Here is a 17,646-nt window from a genome sequence, read left to right on the forward strand (position 1 = left end):
TTCGGCAAGCGGATCACACCGGGCGGCGGCGCCGTTTGCGCAGCGCATCGATGATCACCGCCGAGGCAGCCGTGGCCGCGAACAGCCCGAGCGCCGTTCGGGCCAGCGGCCACAGGTTCGGGCGGTCGGCCGGATCGGTCTCGGCGAAGACGTTCTCCACCACCGGGGCACCGTACTCCTGCCTGCGCGAGTTCACATCGACGGCGGTGAACGCGATATCGGCCATCACTCCGCAGCGAGCACGGGAGAAATCGTCCTCGCGTTCCTCGCACGCGGCGTGGATGCGCCGGTTCAGCGCCGCGTCCACCGCGCGCCTGGCCCACGGCCCCAGCGGTTCGTCGACCCGTTCGGCGTAGCGCAGCATGTCGTAGCCGAGGTCGTGTGCCTGGCAGGCCGAGGCGAACTCGGCGGGCAGGGTCACCGGTGACGAGCAGCTGCCGTTCGGATTCACCAGCAGCCCGTCCCGTGGCGCCGGGTCATAGCCGAACTTGTAGCCGAAATCCCACGGAACGAGCGCGGTGCTGTCCGGGGCGTCGTCGGAGAGCGCGCGGACCACGTCGGCCGCGACCGCGTTCTCGACGCCGTCGGGGGCGGTGCCCATCGCGCCGGGCGCCGACATGACGACCGCGGCGGCCATGGCGAGCCCGGCCGTGCACAGCGCGACACCACTGCGGCGACGGGGGACCGGATCGGCGGCGGAGACTGCGGTACGGGCCGGACGAGTGGCGGGTACCTGGCGAAGCGGGGTGTTCATGGCCTCCGACGGTATGGAGCGGGTGGTGCGGCGGGCATCCCGCTGCGGAGCGGTTCGCCGCGGCGCGCGGGCGGGGGCCCCGGCGCTCGGGTCACACCAGGGTAGGGGGTGGGATGTGGCACGTGGGTATGAGGTCCGGCGACCGGGCGGTTCGTAGGCTCGAACCATGTCCACACAGCTGCGCCCCGCCGCGCGCCGAATCGCCGCGCGCACCTGGTTCGATATCTCCACGGTCGCGGTGGCGCTGATCCTCTACAGCATCGCCTGGCCGACGCTGTTCGTCACCCACGAGGTCCCCGCCGCGGCGGCCCCGCTGCTCGCGGCGCTCGCGGTGTTCCCGATCCTGTTCGTGCGGATCAATCCGGCGCTGGGCTGGGCGCTGTCGGCGGGATCGGCGCTGCTGGTCTCGGTGGGGCTGTCCTCGACGCCGGGCAACGACTTGCCGTTCCAGGTGGTGCACGTCATCGTGCTGTTCGTGCTGCTGTTCGCGGTCGCGCTGCGGGCATCGATGCCGATCGTCGTGGTCGCTTGGGCGGCGCAGTCGATGCTGTTCGCCACCACCATGCCCGGCTCGGCCGATGGGCCGCTGTGGGGCTGGCCGATGGGGTTCGGCGCGCTGGCGCTGGTCGGCTATCTGCTGCGCACGGTGCTGGCCTCCCGGCGCAAACTCGAACACCAGGAGGAAGCGACCGAACTCGAACGTGCCCGCAGGGCGATCCTCGAGGAGAAGGCCCGCATCGCCCGTGACTTGCACGACGTCGTCGCCCACCACATGTCGATGGTGGTGGTGCAGGCCCAGACGGCGCCGTACCGGATCGCCGATCTCGATCCCGCGGCGCGCACCGAATTCGAATCCATCGGCGCCACCGCCCGTACCGCGCTCAACGAGATCCGCGGGATGCTCGGCGTGCTGCGCAGCGACGGACAACTGCCAGAGCACGCGCCCCAACCGCGCGCCACCGACGTGCCGGAGCTGTGCGCCTCGGCTCAGCGCGCCGGGCTGCCGGTCGAGTGCACCGTGACCGGGGCGCTGGAGTCGGTCCAGGAGACCACCGGGCTCACCGTCTACCGGGTGGTACAGGAATCGATGGCCAACGCGGCCAGGCACGCGCCGGGCGCGCCGGTGCTCGTCGCGGTGGCGGTCGGGCCGGACGCGGTCACGGTGACCGTGCGCAACGCGCCGTCGGCCACCGTGCCGCGCCCAGGAGTCGGCGGTGGACACGGCATCGACGGCATGCGGACCAGGGTCGCCGCGGTCGGCGGCACGCTCACCGCAGGCCCGACCGGTGACGGTGGCTTCGAGGTCTCGGCGAAACTGCCCACTCGCTAGGCGTGCCTGGCGCGATGGCTGCGGCCGTGCGCGAAACACCGGCGAACGCTTCGCGTCTGCGCACATTAGGGTGGTTGGGTGGCTATTACCGTTTTGATCGCCGACGACCAGGCGATGGTGCGGCAGGGTTTCGGCGCGTTGCTCGCCGCGCAGCCCGACATCAGCGTCGTCGGCGACGCGGCCGACGGCCGGATCGCGGTCACCGAGGCCAAGCGGCTGCGCCCGGACGTGGTGCTCATGGACGTGCGCATGCCGCAGATGAACGGCCTGGAAGCCGCCCGCGCGATCCTGGCGGCCGGGTTCGATCCGCCGGTGCGGGTGCTCATGCTCACCACCTTCGACATCGACGACTACGTGTACGAGGCGCTGAGCCTCGGCGCGAGTGGCTTCCTGCTCAAGGACGCGCCCGCCGAGGAGCTGGTCCGGGCGGTGCGGGTGGTCGCCGACGGTGAGGCGCTGCTCGCGCCGACCATCACCCGCAGGCTGATCGCCGATGTCACCCGCAGGCGCAGCGTCGCCCGCACCCCCGCGGCGCCCGCGCTGAACACCCTCACCCCCCGCGAGCGGGAAGTGCTCGAGCTCGTGGCCAAGGGGCTGTCGAACACCGAGATCGCCGCCGCCCTGTTCGTCGCCGAGCAGACCGTGAAAACCCATGTCTCCAAAGTCTTCTCGAAGCTCGGTCTGCGCGACCGGGCCCAAGCCGTCGTGCTCGCGTATGAATCCGGCCTGGTCGTTCCCGGCTGAGCCGGGGCGCTCAGCGGGGGCAGACGCCGCCGCGCAGCTCGGGCAGATGCCGGGCGAGCAGCATCGCCATCCGGTCGAGCAGCGCGGTGGTGTCGGTGAAGGAGCCCGAATCCGCCTGCGCGGCAAGGGCTACCGCGAGCAGTCCGCTGCCGACGGGCACCAGCCCGAACTGGCGCACCGTGTACACGCCGGTGTCGTCGTCGGGGCCCCAGCCGCCCTTGAACTCGGTGCCGTCGAGCAGGCCGAGGCCCCAGCTCTGCTCGGGCGTGATCTCGCCCATGAGCTCGGTGACGAGTTCGGTCCCGGCCAGACACGGCAGCCGGGAGGCGAACCGCACCTGATTGGCCAGCGACCACTCGGTGCTGCCGAAGGAGGTGTGATCGAGCTCGGTATGCGGGCCGTACTCGCCGACGGCCGCGGCATCGGCTTCGTCGAGGACCTGCTGCACGGCCGCGGCGGCCTGTCTGCCGGTGCCGAGCGAGTACCACAGGTCCGCGGCGGCGTCGTTGTCGGACACCGTGATCGCGGCGCGCACCATCTCGAAGATCGACCGGTCCTGATCGTGGCGCAGCGCGGCAACGGCCAGCGGCACCTTGATCGTCGACCAGGCGATGCCGGTGGTCCAGTCGCCGTAGATCGTCATCCGCTCGCCGCCGACCGGCATCAGCGCCATCCCGACCTTGCCGGGCAGCTGCGCCTGCAACTGAGTGAAGCCCGCGGTCAGCGAATCCGGCCGCATGATGGACAGATTGGGCCGTCGGGCATCGTCGCTGCTCACCGCGACAGTCGGCGCGCGCACCGCGGCGGGGGCGTCCGCCATCGCGCACGAGGTGGCCAGTGCGGCCGACACGAGCACCACACCGCACAGCAGTCCACGCGCTACTGCTGCTCTCCCTATGGACTTCACCACCGAATCCTCCCCACCACCCACTGCGCGTCGGCGCGGTGCTCCGGCGGTGCACACTTCTTGTCGAGCGCGTCCGGACGATCTCGGACGACTGGAGAAAAGTGTCACCGATTTTCGGTGAGAATTCGAATGGAAGTGGTCACCCCGGCTCCGGGGTGCCATGCTGGTCCGCCACGGAGGCCGGAAGGGGGCCGCAGTGCTCGAGATCGGTGAGGTGTTCGCCGGGTTCACCGTCGAGCGGATGCTCGGCCAGGGCGGGATGGGCACCGTGTATCTGGCGCGCCATCCCCGGCTGGACCGGCTGACCGCGCTCAAGCTGCTCAACCGGGATCTGTTCGCCGACGCGCGGATTCGCGCGCGATTCGAGCGGGAGGCCGATCTGGCGGCCGGGCTGGATCATCCCGCCATCGTCACCGTCTTCGACCGCGGCGCCGAGGGCGAGCAGCTGTGGATCAGCATGCAGTACGTCGACGGCATCGACGCCGCCACCGTCGACCCGATGACCCTGCCACCGGAACGGGCGGTGCAGATCGTCGACGGGGTGGCCGACGCGCTGGACTACGCGCACGGCAGGGGAGTGCTGCACCGGGACGTGAAGCCGGCCAATATCCTGCTCGCCAGGTCCGGCGGCGGCCAGGGGGAGCGGGTGTTCCTCACCGACTTCGGGATCGCTCGCCTGCGCGCCGACTCCACCCACCTCACCCAGCAGGGCATGTTCACCGCGACCCTGGCCTACGCCTCGCCCGAACAGATGACCGGTGCCGAACTCGACCACCGCTCCGACCAGTACTCGCTGGCGTGCGCGCTGTACTGGCTGTTCACCGGCATCGCCCCGTTCGACTCGCCCGACCCCAACGAGATCATCCGCGGCACCCTGCACCTGCCCCCACCGCCGCTGTCCCTGCGCCGTGCCGGCCTGCCCCCTGCCATGGACGCCGTCCTCGCCGCCGCCATGGCGAAACATCCAGCGGCCCGCTACGACTCCTGCGCCGCCTTCGCCAAGGCCGCCCGCAAGGCCCTCACTCCCAACACCCCACCCCTGCTGCCGAGGGCCGCGGGCTACTACCCGCCCGCACCCCAACCCGCCCCGACCCCGTATCCGCCCCATCAGGTCCCCGGCTATCCGGCCTCGCCGAGGCAGCAGGTCCCCGCGCCGCAGTGGCGCCCGCCCGCCCCGCCCCAGCCCCCGGCCGGATCCCCCGCGTCGCCACCCGGCTGGCAGGCTCCGCCGCCGCAGCCGGGGCAGCAGATCTCGGCGCAGCCTGCCGTTGCGCCGCAGCCCGCGCAGCAGGTCCCGGTGCCGCAGTCCCCGATTCCGTCGCCACCCGGAGTTACGGCCCACTCGCCGTCCGGTCGACTCGGCGATCAGTCGCACGTGGATTCCGCGTCGGGTGTCCAGCCGACGGGCGCGCCGACGCACGCGCCGGAAAGCGGCAGGTCGCCCGATCGTCCGGCACCACCCGCGCGCGACGAGCTGCGGATGGCCGAAGACGCTGCGTGGCGATCGGCGGCCGCGGGGCAGCCGGGAGCCGATGGGGCGGATGCGGCGGCGACCGATGTGGTGCCGATGCCGGAGTCCGCCCGGCTCGAACTGGCCAACGCGAACGCGCCCACCGACGTCGCGGCGATCGCTGATGCAGGCACCACCCACGATCCGGCGAGCGCGGGACCGGGATCTGCCGGGGGGAATCCGCCCACCGATTTCGCGAGTTCCGGTGCAGACCAAGGCGGTGCCGGGAGTACGGGAAGCAGTACCGGCGCCGTGACTGCCCCCGGTCCGGCGGAGGCCGGTAGACGTTCCGTAGGCACGGCCGGGCATGTGCCGATGGCTGGCGTGGTCCCCGGTGGGCCGCTCGATGTCAGCGCCGCGGAGGTGGAGCGTGACAGCGTCGCCAGTTCCGCTGACGGCGAGACGACCAGTGGCGCAGCAGGACCGGGCGCACCACGGTCAGGGGTGGAGACGGCGGCCGATTCCATGGACGCGTCGGCCGACAAGCCATTCGCGCTGGGGCACGCGGTGCTGAGCCCGTCGTGGCACGGTTCCGCGACGGGTAGCGGCTCGCCGGAGAACGGGCCCGCGTCGGTTGTTGACGCGTCGGCAGGTAGTCCGGCGCCCGGTGCCGACGCACCGGCTGGTGGTTCCGCTTCGAGCACCGGACCGTCGGACGGGAGTCTCGTGCCGGACACCGGCTCGCGCGGCGCGACCGGACCGGAGCCGGGGACCAGTACGCCTGGCGTGGAGCCTGATCCGGGCCCTCCGGCCACGCACCTCGGTGCGATGCGGACCGACCTGCCACCGCCGCCGCCCGCTGCCCGTCCACCCGGCGAGTCCGCCGATCGACCGCCGGAGGGGAGTGCGGCGCCTGGTGCGGGCCAGGCCCCGGACGCGGGCCGCCCCCACGGCGGATACGCGCAGGACAACGCGCGATCCGCCGCACCGGCACCGTCCGTCGGGCACCAGGGTGCCGCGGTCCAAGGACCACCTCAGGGACACGGGTGGCCCGGTCGACGCAGGCCGGTCGCGCGGCGGATATCGGGCGTGCACCGCCTCGGCTGGTTGATCCTGGCAGCCCTGGTCATGGCGCTGGTCGCGCTGTTGGTGGCGCTGATCGTCGTCGTCGCGCCCGATGACGACGAGACGAAACCGGCGGTGGCCGCGCCGAGCGGGGCGGCGACCACCAGCTCCACCGTGGCGGCGGATGGTTCGTTCGCGGCCGGCCGGAGAGTGTTCCCGACCCTGGTACCGCAGGGGGTGACGGCCGAAGGCGCCGGATATCGCGGCGCGCACTGTTTCGCGGTGCGGTCGGTGAGCGAGCTGGAGTGGAAAGAGCCCGCACTGCAATGGAATCCGATCACGGTGGGTTGGCAGTGCGAGCGGACCGGGAACGGTCAAGGAGCGGTGAGCTATCTCGTCCTGGAGTACGCGACCCCGGCCCAGGTGCGGTCGGTGGTGGACGCGATGCCCAGCGATATCCGGTATCCCGGAGACAAGGAAGGCATCCCGTTCGACCTGCGCCGCTGGGTGGTTCCCGATCCGTCGAGCAGCCGCATCCACACCGCGCACCAGGTGATCAGTTTCCCCGGCGACCCCGAGCGCGCGAACTATCTGCTCGCGGTGAGCCGTCGTGGCAGCAGCGGCGAGGGGGGCGCGCCGCGCCCGTCCGCCCAGGAAGACGTGATCGCCTGGTGGGCGGACGTGCGACTCTGATCGGCCGCGGTGCTCGTGATCCGGCGGGCACCGCGGCCGAACCCTCAGTCCACCGCCAGCGCCGCCACGATCGGCATCCGCGCGGCCCGCAGCGCGGGCGGGATCGACCCGAGCAGGGCGAGGCCGAGCGCGACGATGCCGTACACCAGCAGCAGCGGACTCGGCCGGTACACGATGTCGATCGTCATGGCGTGCCCGATCGCGACCGTGCCCAGATATTGCACGGCCGCCCCGATCACCAATCCGATGGCGGCACCGATGAATCCGATGCCTGCGGCCTCGGCGAGCACCGACCGCAACAGGAACTTGCGGTTGGTGCCCATGGCCCGCAGCACGCCGAGTTCCCTGCGCCGTTCCAGCACCGACAGCATCAGCGTGTTGAGCAGCGCCACCGTCGCCACCAGGACGACGATCCACAGGATCATGGCGCTCATGGCCGCGCCCTGCTGCACGCTCGACGAGATGGCGGCGAGCATGTCGGCACCGGTGTCGACGTGGATTTCGGGCGGCACCAGCTCGCGCACGGCGGCCCGGACCGTGGCCGGGTCGGCGTCGGGGGCGTACTGCACCGACAGGATGGTCTCACCGGGTCGCTGATACCACTCGCGCATCTGATCGATGTTCATCATCACCACGCCGGACACCGCGGTGAAATACGGAATCACCTGCAGCACCTGCACTCTGCGTTCCCCCGACGGGGTCGGCATGGTGATCTCGGCGCCCGCCGAGAGGTCCATCGACCTGGCCACATCGCGGGTGACGACCACACCCTCGCCGCGGCTCATCCGTTCGATCACCGCCGGGTCGACCGCGCCGAGCCTGGCCTCCTCACTGGTCGCCGGATAGCCCTGCAGCATCACCCGCCCGGTACCTGCCGTCGCGAACGCCATCTGCCCAGGCCGCACCGACGCGACCCCCGGCACCGCGGCCACCTGGTCGAGCAGCTCCGGCGGCAGCACCGGCCCGGTCGGGAACTGTTCGGCCGGGCTCGCGCTCACATACAGGTCGGCATCGCCAAGGCTCTCGAACGATTCGGTGGCCGAGTCGACCATGTTCGCCGAGGCCCCGCCGAGCGCGACAACGGCCGCGACCCCGATCATCACCGTCATCGCCGTCGCCCACACCCGCCGCGGTGCCCGCTTGAGAGTGGTGGCGCCGAGCGCGCCGGACGCCCCGAACCAGCGGGCGATCCCGGCGGCGCCGCGCACGATGGGCCCGGTCGCGGCGAAGCACAACAGTACGGCGGCGGCGAACGAGGTGGAGATCGCGCCCAGCGAGAGCCTGCCGAGGTCGAGGAAGGCGAGCGCGATCGCCACCCCGACCAAACCGAGGCCGCCTGCCAGCGCCGCGTAGCGCAGCACCCGGCTGTTCGCACCCGAATCGGTGGCCTCCACCGGTGCCAGCGCCTCCACCGGCGCCACCTTGTAGACCTGCCGCGCCGCGATCGCGGCCGCGAGCACCGTGGCGAGCACGCAGGCCGCGATCGCCACGGGCACGGCGTAATCGGGCACCATGAACTCGGTGCGCGATTCCACCGACTGCACGATCGCGGCGGGCAGCCGGTCGATCGCGAACCGGCCCATGGCGGCGCCGATCACCGCCCCGATCGCACCACCGATGAGCCCGAGCAGCGCCGCCTCGACCAGCAGATCACGCACCATCGGCCCGCGTTTCCCGCCGATCGCGCGCAGCAGCGACAGCGTCGGCCTGCGCTGGGCGACCGCCATGCTCATCGCGTTGTAGATCAGGAACGCCGACACCATCAGCGCGGCCGCCGACGACATCAGCGTGGAGTAGCGCATGATCTGGATCGCCCCGCCCGCCTGGGCGGTGCGCAGGCTCGGTTCGGCGACCACCGCGCGCCCGTCGACCACCGTGGTGAGCGCGGCGCGCAGCTCGCCGACGTCGGTGCCCGGCGTCGGCAGGATCTGCACCGAATCGAGCTTGCCGACCCGGTCGGTGAGCAGCTGGGCCAGCGGTAGCGGCGCCGCGATCAGATGACCGCCGTTGAGCCGGTTGCTCGCCTCGTCGTCGAGTACCCCGGCGACGGTGGCGGTGCCCCAGCCGATGGGCACGCTGTCGCCTTCCCGGTAGCCCATCGCCGCGCCGACCAGCACGCCGCGCGGGGTGCTGACCAGCTTGCGGGTGTGCTTGTCCATCGGCGCGGCCAGATCGCCCCCGAGTTTCGCGATGGTCTGATCGGCGCCGATGAGCAGCGCTCGATCGGGGCCGGTGCCGATGCCGGCGCGCAGCATCGGCACCGCCGTCGCCACGCCGGGGGTGGCGACGATCTCGGTCAGCAGCGATTGTTCGAAGCCGGCATCGGTGATCCCGGTGATCTCCAGCTCGGCCACCCCGGCCAGGCCCTTGGTGAGCCGGTCCACCGACCCGGTGACCGAACCGGAGATGCTGAGCACGGCCACCAGCAGCGCCGCCGACACCGCCATCACGGCCGTCGACATGACGGTGCGGCCGGGGTGCCGGATCAGTTCTCCGATATTGAACAGCCGCAACCGATCCCACGCCGCGGCGATCATGCCCGCACCCGCGCTGCCACGATGTCGTCGGCGCCGATCCGCCCGTCCTGCAGGGTGATCACTCGGTCGCAGTGGTCGACCGCACCCATATCGTGGGTCACCATCACCACCGAATTGCCCTGTGCGGTGATCTCACCCAGCAGTTCCAGAATCGCCGCGCCGGTCTTGGAGTCGAGATTGCCGGTGGGTTCGTCGGCCAGGATCAGCGGCGGATCCATGATCAACGCGCGGGCCACCGCGACCCGCTGCATCTGTCCGCCGGACAGCTCCGCGGGCCGGTGCTTGGCGCGGTCGCCGAGTCCGACCAGCTCCAGCAGTTCCAGCGCCCGCGGCTTGGCCTTGCGTAATCCGGTGCCGTCGAGCAACTTCGGCACCGCGACGTTCTCCCATGCCGACAGGGTGGGCAACAGGTTGAAGAACTGGAAGACGAAACCGACCTGTTGCAGCCGGAACGCGGCCTGGGCGTCCTCGCCGAGGTCGCCGATCTCGGTGCCGCGGAAGCGAATCGAGCCCTCGTCAGGGGAGTCGAGCGCGCCGAGCAGATGCAGCAGGGTGCTCTTGCCCGAGCCCGACGGCCCGATGATCGAGGTGAACTGGCCCGCCTCGATGCGCATGCTCACCTCGTCGAGCGCGCGCACTCTTTCCTCGCCGATGCGGTACTGCTTGACCACTCGCGTCAGCTCCAGCATCGGCGAATCGTTGTCCGGCATGTCTTTGGCCCCCAGGGGATTTCGATCGGATAGGAAATTTCAGCGCACCAGGGCGCCGGCACGGGTAGTCTGCCCGGTCGTGGCGTGCGCGTCGAGAAGCGCTCGTAGCGCCGGCTGTTCGGCGGCCAGTTCCAGATAGGCCTCGACCGCGGTATGGCCTTCTATCTCAGCCTGTTCCAGCTTGGCGCGCAGATGGTTGCTCCAGCGGTAGGCCAGGGCGTTCAGGAGACCGTCGACCCCGCCGAAGAGCCGGTCCAGCCCGGGTAGCGCGGTGAACAGCTCGGGGTCACGCGGGTCGATCGCCGCCCGGTCGAGGACGGTGTGCACGATCTCGGTGCGTCGGTGCTGATCGGTCCAGGTCATGGGCTTCACCTTCCGTGAACGATGTGATTCACGCTACGGGCGACCGGCAGCGGAAACGTCGTGCCCGGGACCCGACTTGCCCTCCTACCGTGGTAGGAGGGTCGCACCGATTCCGGGACGATGACTCGGCGCGTACCGTGCGGCTAGCCTGGGACACATGGATGTGGTCAACGCCATCCCCGGCGCGGGCACCGGCCGCAGCGGGGCACTGGCGCGGCCGCGAGCGATGCTGCGGCGGCTGCTCGACGCCGCGCGGGTTCGCATGGAGGCGCTGCCCTACGACTATCCGCCCGCCGTCATCGTGGCCGCCGACATCGCGCTGCTGGTGGTGACGGTCGCCGCGGTGATCCAGCGCCACTCCTACTTCCCGACCGTGCTGCCGATTCTGGCGATGCTGACCGCGTTCCTGCCGCTGCCGCTGTACGGGATCTTCAAGGTCAAACCCCACCCGGTGCTGCTGAAAGCATGCGGGATGGTGTCGTGCGCGCTGTTTCTCGTGCAGCCGGTGACCGCCGATTTCGCGCCGTTCGTGCTGGTGATCATCGCCGGGGAGGTGGCGGCCATCGCCACCCGCGGGATCACCATCGGCTTCAGCCTGCTCGCCATCGCCGAGCTGGTCGCCTTCGATCTCGCCGGGCATCTGCTCTGGGGCGAGTCGGGGGTGCGGCTGGAAGGGCTGCCGATGTACACCCTCGGCATCCTGCTCGGCACCTTCTGCGGTGTGATGCTGCAGTATCAGCGCCGGTTCCTGTATCAGGAGCGGGAGAACCAGAGCATCCGCGCCATGCAGGCCGCCGACGAGGAACGGCGCCGGATCGCGCGCGAGGTGCACGACGTGATCGCGCATTCGCTCTCGATCACCCTGCTGCACCTGACCGCGGCGCGGCGCGCCCTGCAGACCGACGACGATGTCACCGAGGCGGTGGACGCCCTGGTCGACGCCGAACGTCTCGGCCGACAGGCGATGGCCGACATCCGCCGCACCGTCGGCATGCTCGACGCCAGTCCTGCCGTGCTGGCACCCGAACCGGGCGCGGGCGATATCGACGAACTCGTCGGCGACTTCCGCAGGGCCGGGCTCACCGTCGACTACGCCCGTTCCGGCGACCTCGCCGCCGTCGAGGGCACCGTCGGGCACGCGCTGTACCGGATCGGCCAGGAATCGCTGGCCAATGTGGCCAAGCACGCGCCGGGCAACGCGGCGACGGTGCGCCTCGAGGTCACCGGCAGGGCGGCGACCCTGCTGGTGCGCAACCCGCTGCCGGTCGGCCCGCCGCCACGCGTCGACGCGGGTATGGGCCTGCGCGGCATGCGGAAACGCACCGAACTGCTCGGCGGCCGGATCAGCGCGGGCGCGGCCGACGACGGCTGGACCGTGCGCGCGAGCTTTCCCCTCAAATCCACCGGGTGCGCGACGATCACCGCGATCCTGCCCGGACTGCTGGAGCCCAAGCCCAAGGAGGACATGTGACGGCCGCAGCGCCGATCGACAACCCGGTGACGGTGCTCGTCGTCGACGATCAGGAACTCGTCCGCGGCGGCCTGCGCCGGATCCTGCGCCGCCGCGACGGCTTCGTCGTCTGCGAATGCGCCGACGGTGACGAAGTGGTCGCCGCGGTGGCCGCCGAACGCCCGGACGTGGTGCTGATGGACCTGCGGATGAAACGGGTCGGCGGCATCGATGCGACCCGGTTGCTGCGCGCACGGTCCGACGCGCCGCCGGTGCTGGTGCTCACCACCTTCGACGACGATCAGCTGCTCTCCGGCGCGCTGCGCGCCGGAGCCGCCGGGTTCCTGCTCAAGGACTCGCCCGCCGAGGACCTCATCCGCGCGGTGCGCACGGTCGCCGCGGGCGGAGCCTGGCTCGACCCGTCGGTGACGGGCCGGGTACTCACCGCGTATCGCACGGTCCGACCAGCCGGAACGCGCGGCGATCAGCGGCTGCGCGAACTCACCGCACGCGAGTACGAAGTACTCGAACTGATCGGCCGCGGCCGGGTCAACAGCGAGATCGCCGCCGAACTCGGCATCTCGGAAGTCACCGTGAAAAGCCACGTCGGGCATATATTCGGCAAGCTGGACCTGCGCGACCGGGCCGCGGCGATCGTGTTCGCGTTTGACCACGGCGTGGTGGCACCGGGAGAATCCTCCTTCTGACGAGCAGGTCTTCGGACCTGCCAGAAGTGGGAGGCGGACGCTGGTGGAGGCACCTGGGTCACGGACAGGGAGCAGATTCGGCCCGTACGAGTTGCGGTCGTTGCTGGGCAAGGGCGGCATGGGCGAGGTCTACGAGGCCTACGACACCGGCAAGGACCGGCTGGTCGCCCTGAAGTTGCTGGTGCCCGAGCTCGCCCAGGATCCCGCCTACCAGGTCCGGTTCCGGCGCGAGTCGCAGGCAGCGGCGAAACTGGCCGAACCGCACGTCATCCCGATCCACGACTGGGGTGTCATCGACGGGGTGCTGTTCATCGACATGCGCCTGGTACCCGGCACCGACCTGCGCACCGTACTGCGCGCCGGTGGGCCGCTGAACCCCGACCGGGCCGTCGCCGTGGTCGAGCAGATCGCCGCGGCCCTGGACGCCGCCCACGCGGGCGGGCTGGTTCACCGCGACGTGAAACCGGCCAACATCCTGGTGACGCCCGCCGACTTCGCCTACCTGGCCGACTTCGGTATCGCGCACACCGAGGGCGACAGCGCGGTGACCCAGGCCGGCATGGCGATGGGCTCCTACATCTACATGGCCCCCGAACGGTTCGATGTCGGCCCGATCTCGCATCGCGCCGACGTCTACTCGCTGGCCTGTGTGCTGCACGAATGCCTCACCGGTGCGACGCCGTTCCCGGCCGCCAGCATGAGCGTGCTGATCCGCGCCCACCTCTCCGAGGCCCCGCCCCGCCCGAGCACCCTGGTACCGGGGATCCCCCCGAGTCTCGACGAGGTCATCGCGATCGGCATGGCCAAGGACCCCGCCGAGCGCTATCCGAGCGCCGGTGCGCTGGCGGTCGCCGCGCGCGACGCGCTGGCCGCGGTCGTCCATGGCGCGGTGCCGCCCGCCGGTGCGGTGCGTGGCCCGGCCGGTGGTCCGGGCCAGGGCCGGGAGGCCGCCGCGACCGGGCTCGGTGTGCCCGGACCAGCGCAGGGAACCCCCGGCGGGCCGAACCCCAGGATGGCGGGTGCCCACAGCGAGTCGGCCGCCGCGGTTACCGGCTACCCGGGTCCGGCACCGACCGGTGAGCGCGCCCTGCCGGGGTCCGCGGGTGGCAGGTCGATGCCGGGAGGTGCGGTCGCCGGCGGAGCGGGGGCAGCGGGAGCGGCCGGCTTCGCAGGCCCCGGCTCCACCGGTGAGCGTGGTTTGCCCGGTGCCGTCGGCGGTCGTGCGGTGCCCGGTGGCCAGTCCGCAGGCGGGCGTGGTGGTTCCGGCGGTGGGCGTGGTGATTCCGGCGCGGCGCAAGCAGGCGAGCGCGCTGTGTCGGGTGTACGGAATGCGGGTGGGGTTGTGGCCGGTGGTGGACGGGACGTCGACGGTGCAGGCGCGGCGAAGGACAACGACGCGGCGCCGACACCGACCGGGGAGTTCCGCGTCGTCGGTGCGGTGACCGCGACCGGCGGCATCGAGACCTCGCGCAGCCAGTCGGCGGCGACCGGTGCGCAGCCGACCCTGATCATCCGGCCGCCCGCCAACCCCGGCCCCGAGACGGCCGGCTTCACCCGTGTTCCGGCGGAGGGGACGGGGGAGATCTCCGTGCCCGCGGTGATCCAGCCGACCGGCCCCACCGAGATCCGCCCCGACGACGTCCATTTCACGCCCCTTCCCCCGGCGGACGCCCCCGCCGCGCCGCAGCCGCGGCCCGCGTACACCCCCGACCAGGGCCTGCCGAAGATGCGCCCGTTCCCGGACGCCCACCTGTACGACAACGCGACCCAGGGCGAAACCTCCTCCCCGGTACCTCATTCCGCGCCCTTCCCCGCGCCGACCGGCTTCGGCCCACCGCCCCCGGCGGGGCCCCTCCAGCAGCGTTCGGCACCCACCGAACACCGTCCGGGCGGGTACCACGGCCCGGCCGCCTACGTCGACTCGGGCCGCTCGAACCCGACCCCCCGCTTCGGCCCCGGCGCGGATGGCCCGGACTCGCCGGGTGGGTCCGGCCCGGTCCCGTTGGTCGGGGGGACACCGGAGGCAGGTTCGGGTCCGGTTCCCTTGCCGCCACGGCCTGCTCATGGCGGGCCAGGCCAGCTGCCGCCGCGTTCCGCGCCGACCGAGCGCTATGGCGGTGATCCGCAGAGTCCGGCCGGATTCCCGGACTCGGGCCGTTCGAACCCGAACCCGCGCTTCGGACCGGCCGCGCCGCACGAGTTCCCGGACGACGGGTCGGTCCCGCCGCGTCCGGTGTTCGCCGATGCCGGTGACGCGCACGGCCCCGCCACCGAATACCTCGACACCGGTCGTTCGAACCCGAACCCCCGGTTCGCGGGTGAACCGCCGGTTGATCCCGGCGGGTTCGGTGCCCCGACAGAGTATTTCGAGGCGCGTCCGCCGTTCGGTCCTGATGACCGGGAACCCGCGCCCGGCGACCCGTTCGCGGCGGGTCGGAACGCGCGCTTCGCCTCTCCCGCGGGCGATGTCGACGGAGCCGGTAGCGCCGGGCACGGCGACCTGCCCGGCCGCGCCGGGCCGACCAGGAAGTTCGATGGTCTCCCCGTGGCGGGCGGCGAGGCCGGGGGTGCCGCGCGCTTGCCCGGCCCGGACGACGGATTCGTCGCTCCGGCAGCACCATTCGGTGCAGGTGAGTTCGCGGGCCCCACCGAGCAGTACACCGATCTGCCCCCGAATGCCGACGACCCCCAGCGCTATGCCGCCACCCAGCACTACGGTGCCGGTCCGAACGCACCCGCCACCGAGCGGTACGACCAGGCGGGTTTCGACGCGCATCGGTCGGCGCCGACCCGGCAGTTCGGCGACGACCCGGATCCGCAACGGGCACAGGCGACTCGGCAGTACCGCGGCGGTGCCGCGCCGTTCCCCGCGCACCACGCCCCACCGGAGGATCCGGCACCGCACTACGAGGCCTACGCCCAGTACGACGACGCCAACGACGCCTACGGCGATCACGCCTACCGTGATCCGGCCTACGGTGCCGACCCGTACGGCCCGGAGCCGGGCTACGCGGATCCGGCCTGGCAGCACCAGGAGCCGCGCCGCAACCGGTCTCTGCTGCCGATCCTGGTCGGCGTCCTCGCCGTGGTCGTGCTCGCCATCGGCGGTGCGATCGGCTGGCGCCTGATGTCGGGTGGCGACGAAGCCCCGGCCACCACCGCCGCGCCCACCTCGGCACCGGCGGGTGGTGGCGTCGCGCCGACCACGGCCCCACGCCCGACCACCGCCGCGCCGACCACCACCGCGGGTCCGGTGATCCTGCCCGCGAGCGCTCGACCCTGCGAATCCGCCGCCACCGGTGGCATGTTCAGCCAGGCCGCGATCGGCACCACCGTCACCAGTTGCGGTTTCGCCGAAGCGGTCCGGGCCGCCTACGCCGCGGGTGGGGAAAGCTCCGGCCCGCGATCGGTGGTGGCGGCGAGCCCGGTGACCGGCCGCACGTACACCATGACCTGTACCCCGGACGGCGCCCTCGTCACCTGCACCGGCGGCGAGAACGCGGTGGTCTACGTGTACTGATCCGATCCAGTGTCGGCCAGACCTACCAGTCCTGTCCAAGACCAACTTCCGAACCTTTGACAGGTTCTGCCTATCACGGCCGGTGGAACCCTAAAAGGGTGCTCTCACCTGCGAATATGACGTTTGACAGCACCCGCTGGCCTCGGCGACGATGACCCGGCATATCGACCCGCCGGAGGACTCTTGCCGCTCACCCGAACCCGGGCACGCCCGCCGATTCGGGTGTCCGGCACCGACCATCTGCCCGCCGCGAGAGTCTTCGCCGGACTCGCGATCCCCGGTCTGCTGCTGATCGCGGCAGGCCGCCCCGACCTGCTGCTCTACGCGGTACTCGGCTCGTTCACCGGTATGTACGGCTTCGCCGAGGCGCCGCGGCAGCGGCTGTTCCACCAGCTGCAGGCCGCGATCATGCTGGTCGGTGCGACCGGCGCGGGCCTGCTGCTCGTCGCGCTGCACGCCCCGCCCGCCGTCCTGGTCGCCGCGGTCGCGGTGTTCGCCGCGCTCGCCTCGCCGGTCACCGACCGGCTCGGGCTGCGGCCGGAGGGGCCGTTCTTCGGTGTCCTCGCCCTCGGCACGGTCGCGCTGGTCGGCGCGAACCGGTCCGATCCGGTGGGGGCACTGTCGATCTGCGCGCTCACGGCGGCACTATGCGTGCTCGTCGGCTACTTCGACTGTCGGCGCACGGCGCGCCGCGACCGGTCCGACGTCGTGCCGAGGGCGATCGCGCCGCACCGCACCGGTCACGCGTCGCTGGTGCAGGCCGGTCGCTACGCGGTGGCGATCTCGGTCGCCGGCGGCATCGGGATGCTGCTCGGCGTCGGCCACGCCAACTGGGCGATGACCGGTGCCGCGGTGCCGCTGGCCGCCGCCACCTCGCGCGACCGCATCGCGCGCGGCATCCACCGGGTGCTCGGCACCGTCCTCGGTCTCGCCGTCACCGCCCCGCTGCTGCTGCCACGGCCGGAGCCGACCGTGCTGGCCGTGGCGATCATCGCGCTGCTGTATCCGACCGAACTGTTCATGGCCCGCCACTACGCGCTCGCGCAGGGCTTCTTCACGCCGCTGATCATGTCCATGACCGAACTCGCCGCGCCGACCGAGCCGGTCGTGATGCTCACCGAGCGCGCGCTCGACACGGTGCTCGGCGTCGCGGTCGGGATCGCTGCCGCGCTGCTGATCCGGGAATCGGCGCCGAGGTTCGCGGCGCCGGTATGCGAACCGATGCATACTGGCGGCATGGCTGATGACGAACAGTGGTACTACTGCATGAAGCATCACAAGGCCGAACTCGGCAAGCAGTGCTGGTACGGCGACCGGCTCGGGCCCTACCCGGACCAGGCGACCGCCGAGCGGGCGCTCGAGATCGTCAAGGCGCGAAACAAGGCCGCCGACGACGAGGACGACTGACCGGAGGCC

At 71.8% G+C, this 17,646-nt stretch carries 12 protein-coding genes; 7 read left to right on the top strand and 5 right to left on the bottom strand.

Annotated elements, in window-relative coordinates; all coding sequences use genetic code 11:
- Positions 1-13: 13 nt before the first annotated feature.
- Positions 14-754, bottom strand: a complete 741-nt coding sequence (locus tag ACFOW8_RS15870) for a hypothetical protein (RefSeq protein ID WP_378551391.1) — start codon at positions 752-754, stop codon at positions 14-16.
- Between the two features lie 166 nt (positions 755-920).
- Between ACFOW8_RS15870 and ACFOW8_RS15875 the strand changes: the two genes are divergently transcribed.
- Positions 921-2,084: a sensor histidine kinase gene (locus ACFOW8_RS15875; protein WP_378551392.1), complete on the top strand. Its 1,164-nt coding sequence runs from the start codon at positions 921-923 to the stop codon at positions 2,082-2,084.
- Between the two features lie 78 nt (positions 2,085-2,162).
- Entirely contained in the window at positions 2,163-2,828 is a 666-nt protein-coding gene (locus tag ACFOW8_RS15880; RefSeq protein WP_378551393.1) for a response regulator, read from the top strand.
- Positions 2,829-2,838: 10 nt separating this feature from the next.
- Here the strand turns inward: ACFOW8_RS15880 and ACFOW8_RS15885 are convergent, their stop codons facing one another.
- Positions 2,839-3,735: a hypothetical protein gene (locus ACFOW8_RS15885; protein WP_378551394.1), complete on the bottom strand. Its 897-nt coding sequence runs from the start codon at positions 3,733-3,735 to the stop codon at positions 2,839-2,841.
- A 196-nt stretch (positions 3,736-3,931) separates the two neighbouring features.
- On the opposite strand from ACFOW8_RS15885, the gene ACFOW8_RS15890 reads away from it, so the two are divergent.
- Positions 3,932-6,943, top strand: a complete 3,012-nt coding sequence (locus tag ACFOW8_RS15890; protein ID WP_378551395.1) for a protein kinase domain-containing protein — start codon at positions 3,932-3,934, stop codon at positions 6,941-6,943.
- Positions 6,944-6,987: 44 nt separating this feature from the next.
- On the opposite strand, the gene ACFOW8_RS15895 is transcribed toward ACFOW8_RS15890, so the two are convergent.
- From ACFOW8_RS15895 to ACFOW8_RS15905, 3 genes are read right to left on the bottom strand one after another with little or no spacing between them, the layout of a single operon-like run.
- Positions 6,988-9,480: an FtsX-like permease family protein gene (locus ACFOW8_RS15895; protein ID WP_378551396.1), complete on the bottom strand. Its 2,493-nt coding sequence runs from the start codon at positions 9,478-9,480 to the stop codon at positions 6,988-6,990.
- Complete coding sequence (locus tag ACFOW8_RS15900) at positions 9,477-10,169, bottom strand: ABC transporter ATP-binding protein (protein WP_378551397.1); 693 nt, start codon at positions 10,167-10,169, stop codon at positions 9,477-9,479. Before ACFOW8_RS15900 ends, ACFOW8_RS15895 begins: the two co-directional genes overlap by 4 nt.
- Before the next feature lie 60 nt (positions 10,170-10,229).
- On the bottom strand, positions 10,230-10,553 hold the full coding sequence (locus tag ACFOW8_RS15905; RefSeq protein WP_378551398.1) for a hypothetical protein: 324 nt from the start codon (positions 10,551-10,553) through the stop codon (positions 10,230-10,232).
- Between the two features lie 157 nt (positions 10,554-10,710).
- Here ACFOW8_RS15905 and ACFOW8_RS15910 point away from each other — a divergent pair, with 157 nt between their 5' ends.
- The 4 genes from ACFOW8_RS15910 (at position 10,711) to ACFOW8_RS15925 (ending at position 17,637) form a co-directional block, all read left to right on the top strand.
- Positions 10,711-12,024, top strand: coding sequence for a sensor histidine kinase (locus ACFOW8_RS15910; protein WP_378551399.1), 1,314 nt, complete (start codon positions 10,711-10,713; stop codon positions 12,022-12,024).
- Positions 12,021-12,710, top strand: coding sequence for a response regulator (locus ACFOW8_RS15915; RefSeq protein ID WP_378551400.1), 690 nt, complete (start codon positions 12,021-12,023; stop codon positions 12,708-12,710). Before ACFOW8_RS15910 ends, ACFOW8_RS15915 begins: the two co-directional genes overlap by 4 nt.
- A gap of 91 nt (positions 12,711-12,801) precedes the next feature.
- Positions 12,802-16,230: a serine/threonine-protein kinase gene (locus ACFOW8_RS15920; protein ID WP_378551401.1), complete on the top strand. Its 3,429-nt coding sequence runs from the start codon at positions 12,802-12,804 to the stop codon at positions 16,228-16,230.
- A 222-nt stretch (positions 16,231-16,452) separates the two neighbouring features.
- Positions 16,453-17,637, top strand: a complete 1,185-nt coding sequence (locus tag ACFOW8_RS15925; protein WP_378551402.1) for an FUSC family protein — start codon at positions 16,453-16,455, stop codon at positions 17,635-17,637.
- Positions 17,638-17,646 lie beyond the last annotated feature (9 nt).

The sequence above is a fragment of the Nocardia rhizosphaerae genome, from assembly GCF_042650365.1.
Lineage (GTDB): Bacteria > Actinomycetota > Actinomycetes > Mycobacteriales > Mycobacteriaceae > Nocardia > Nocardia rhizosphaerae.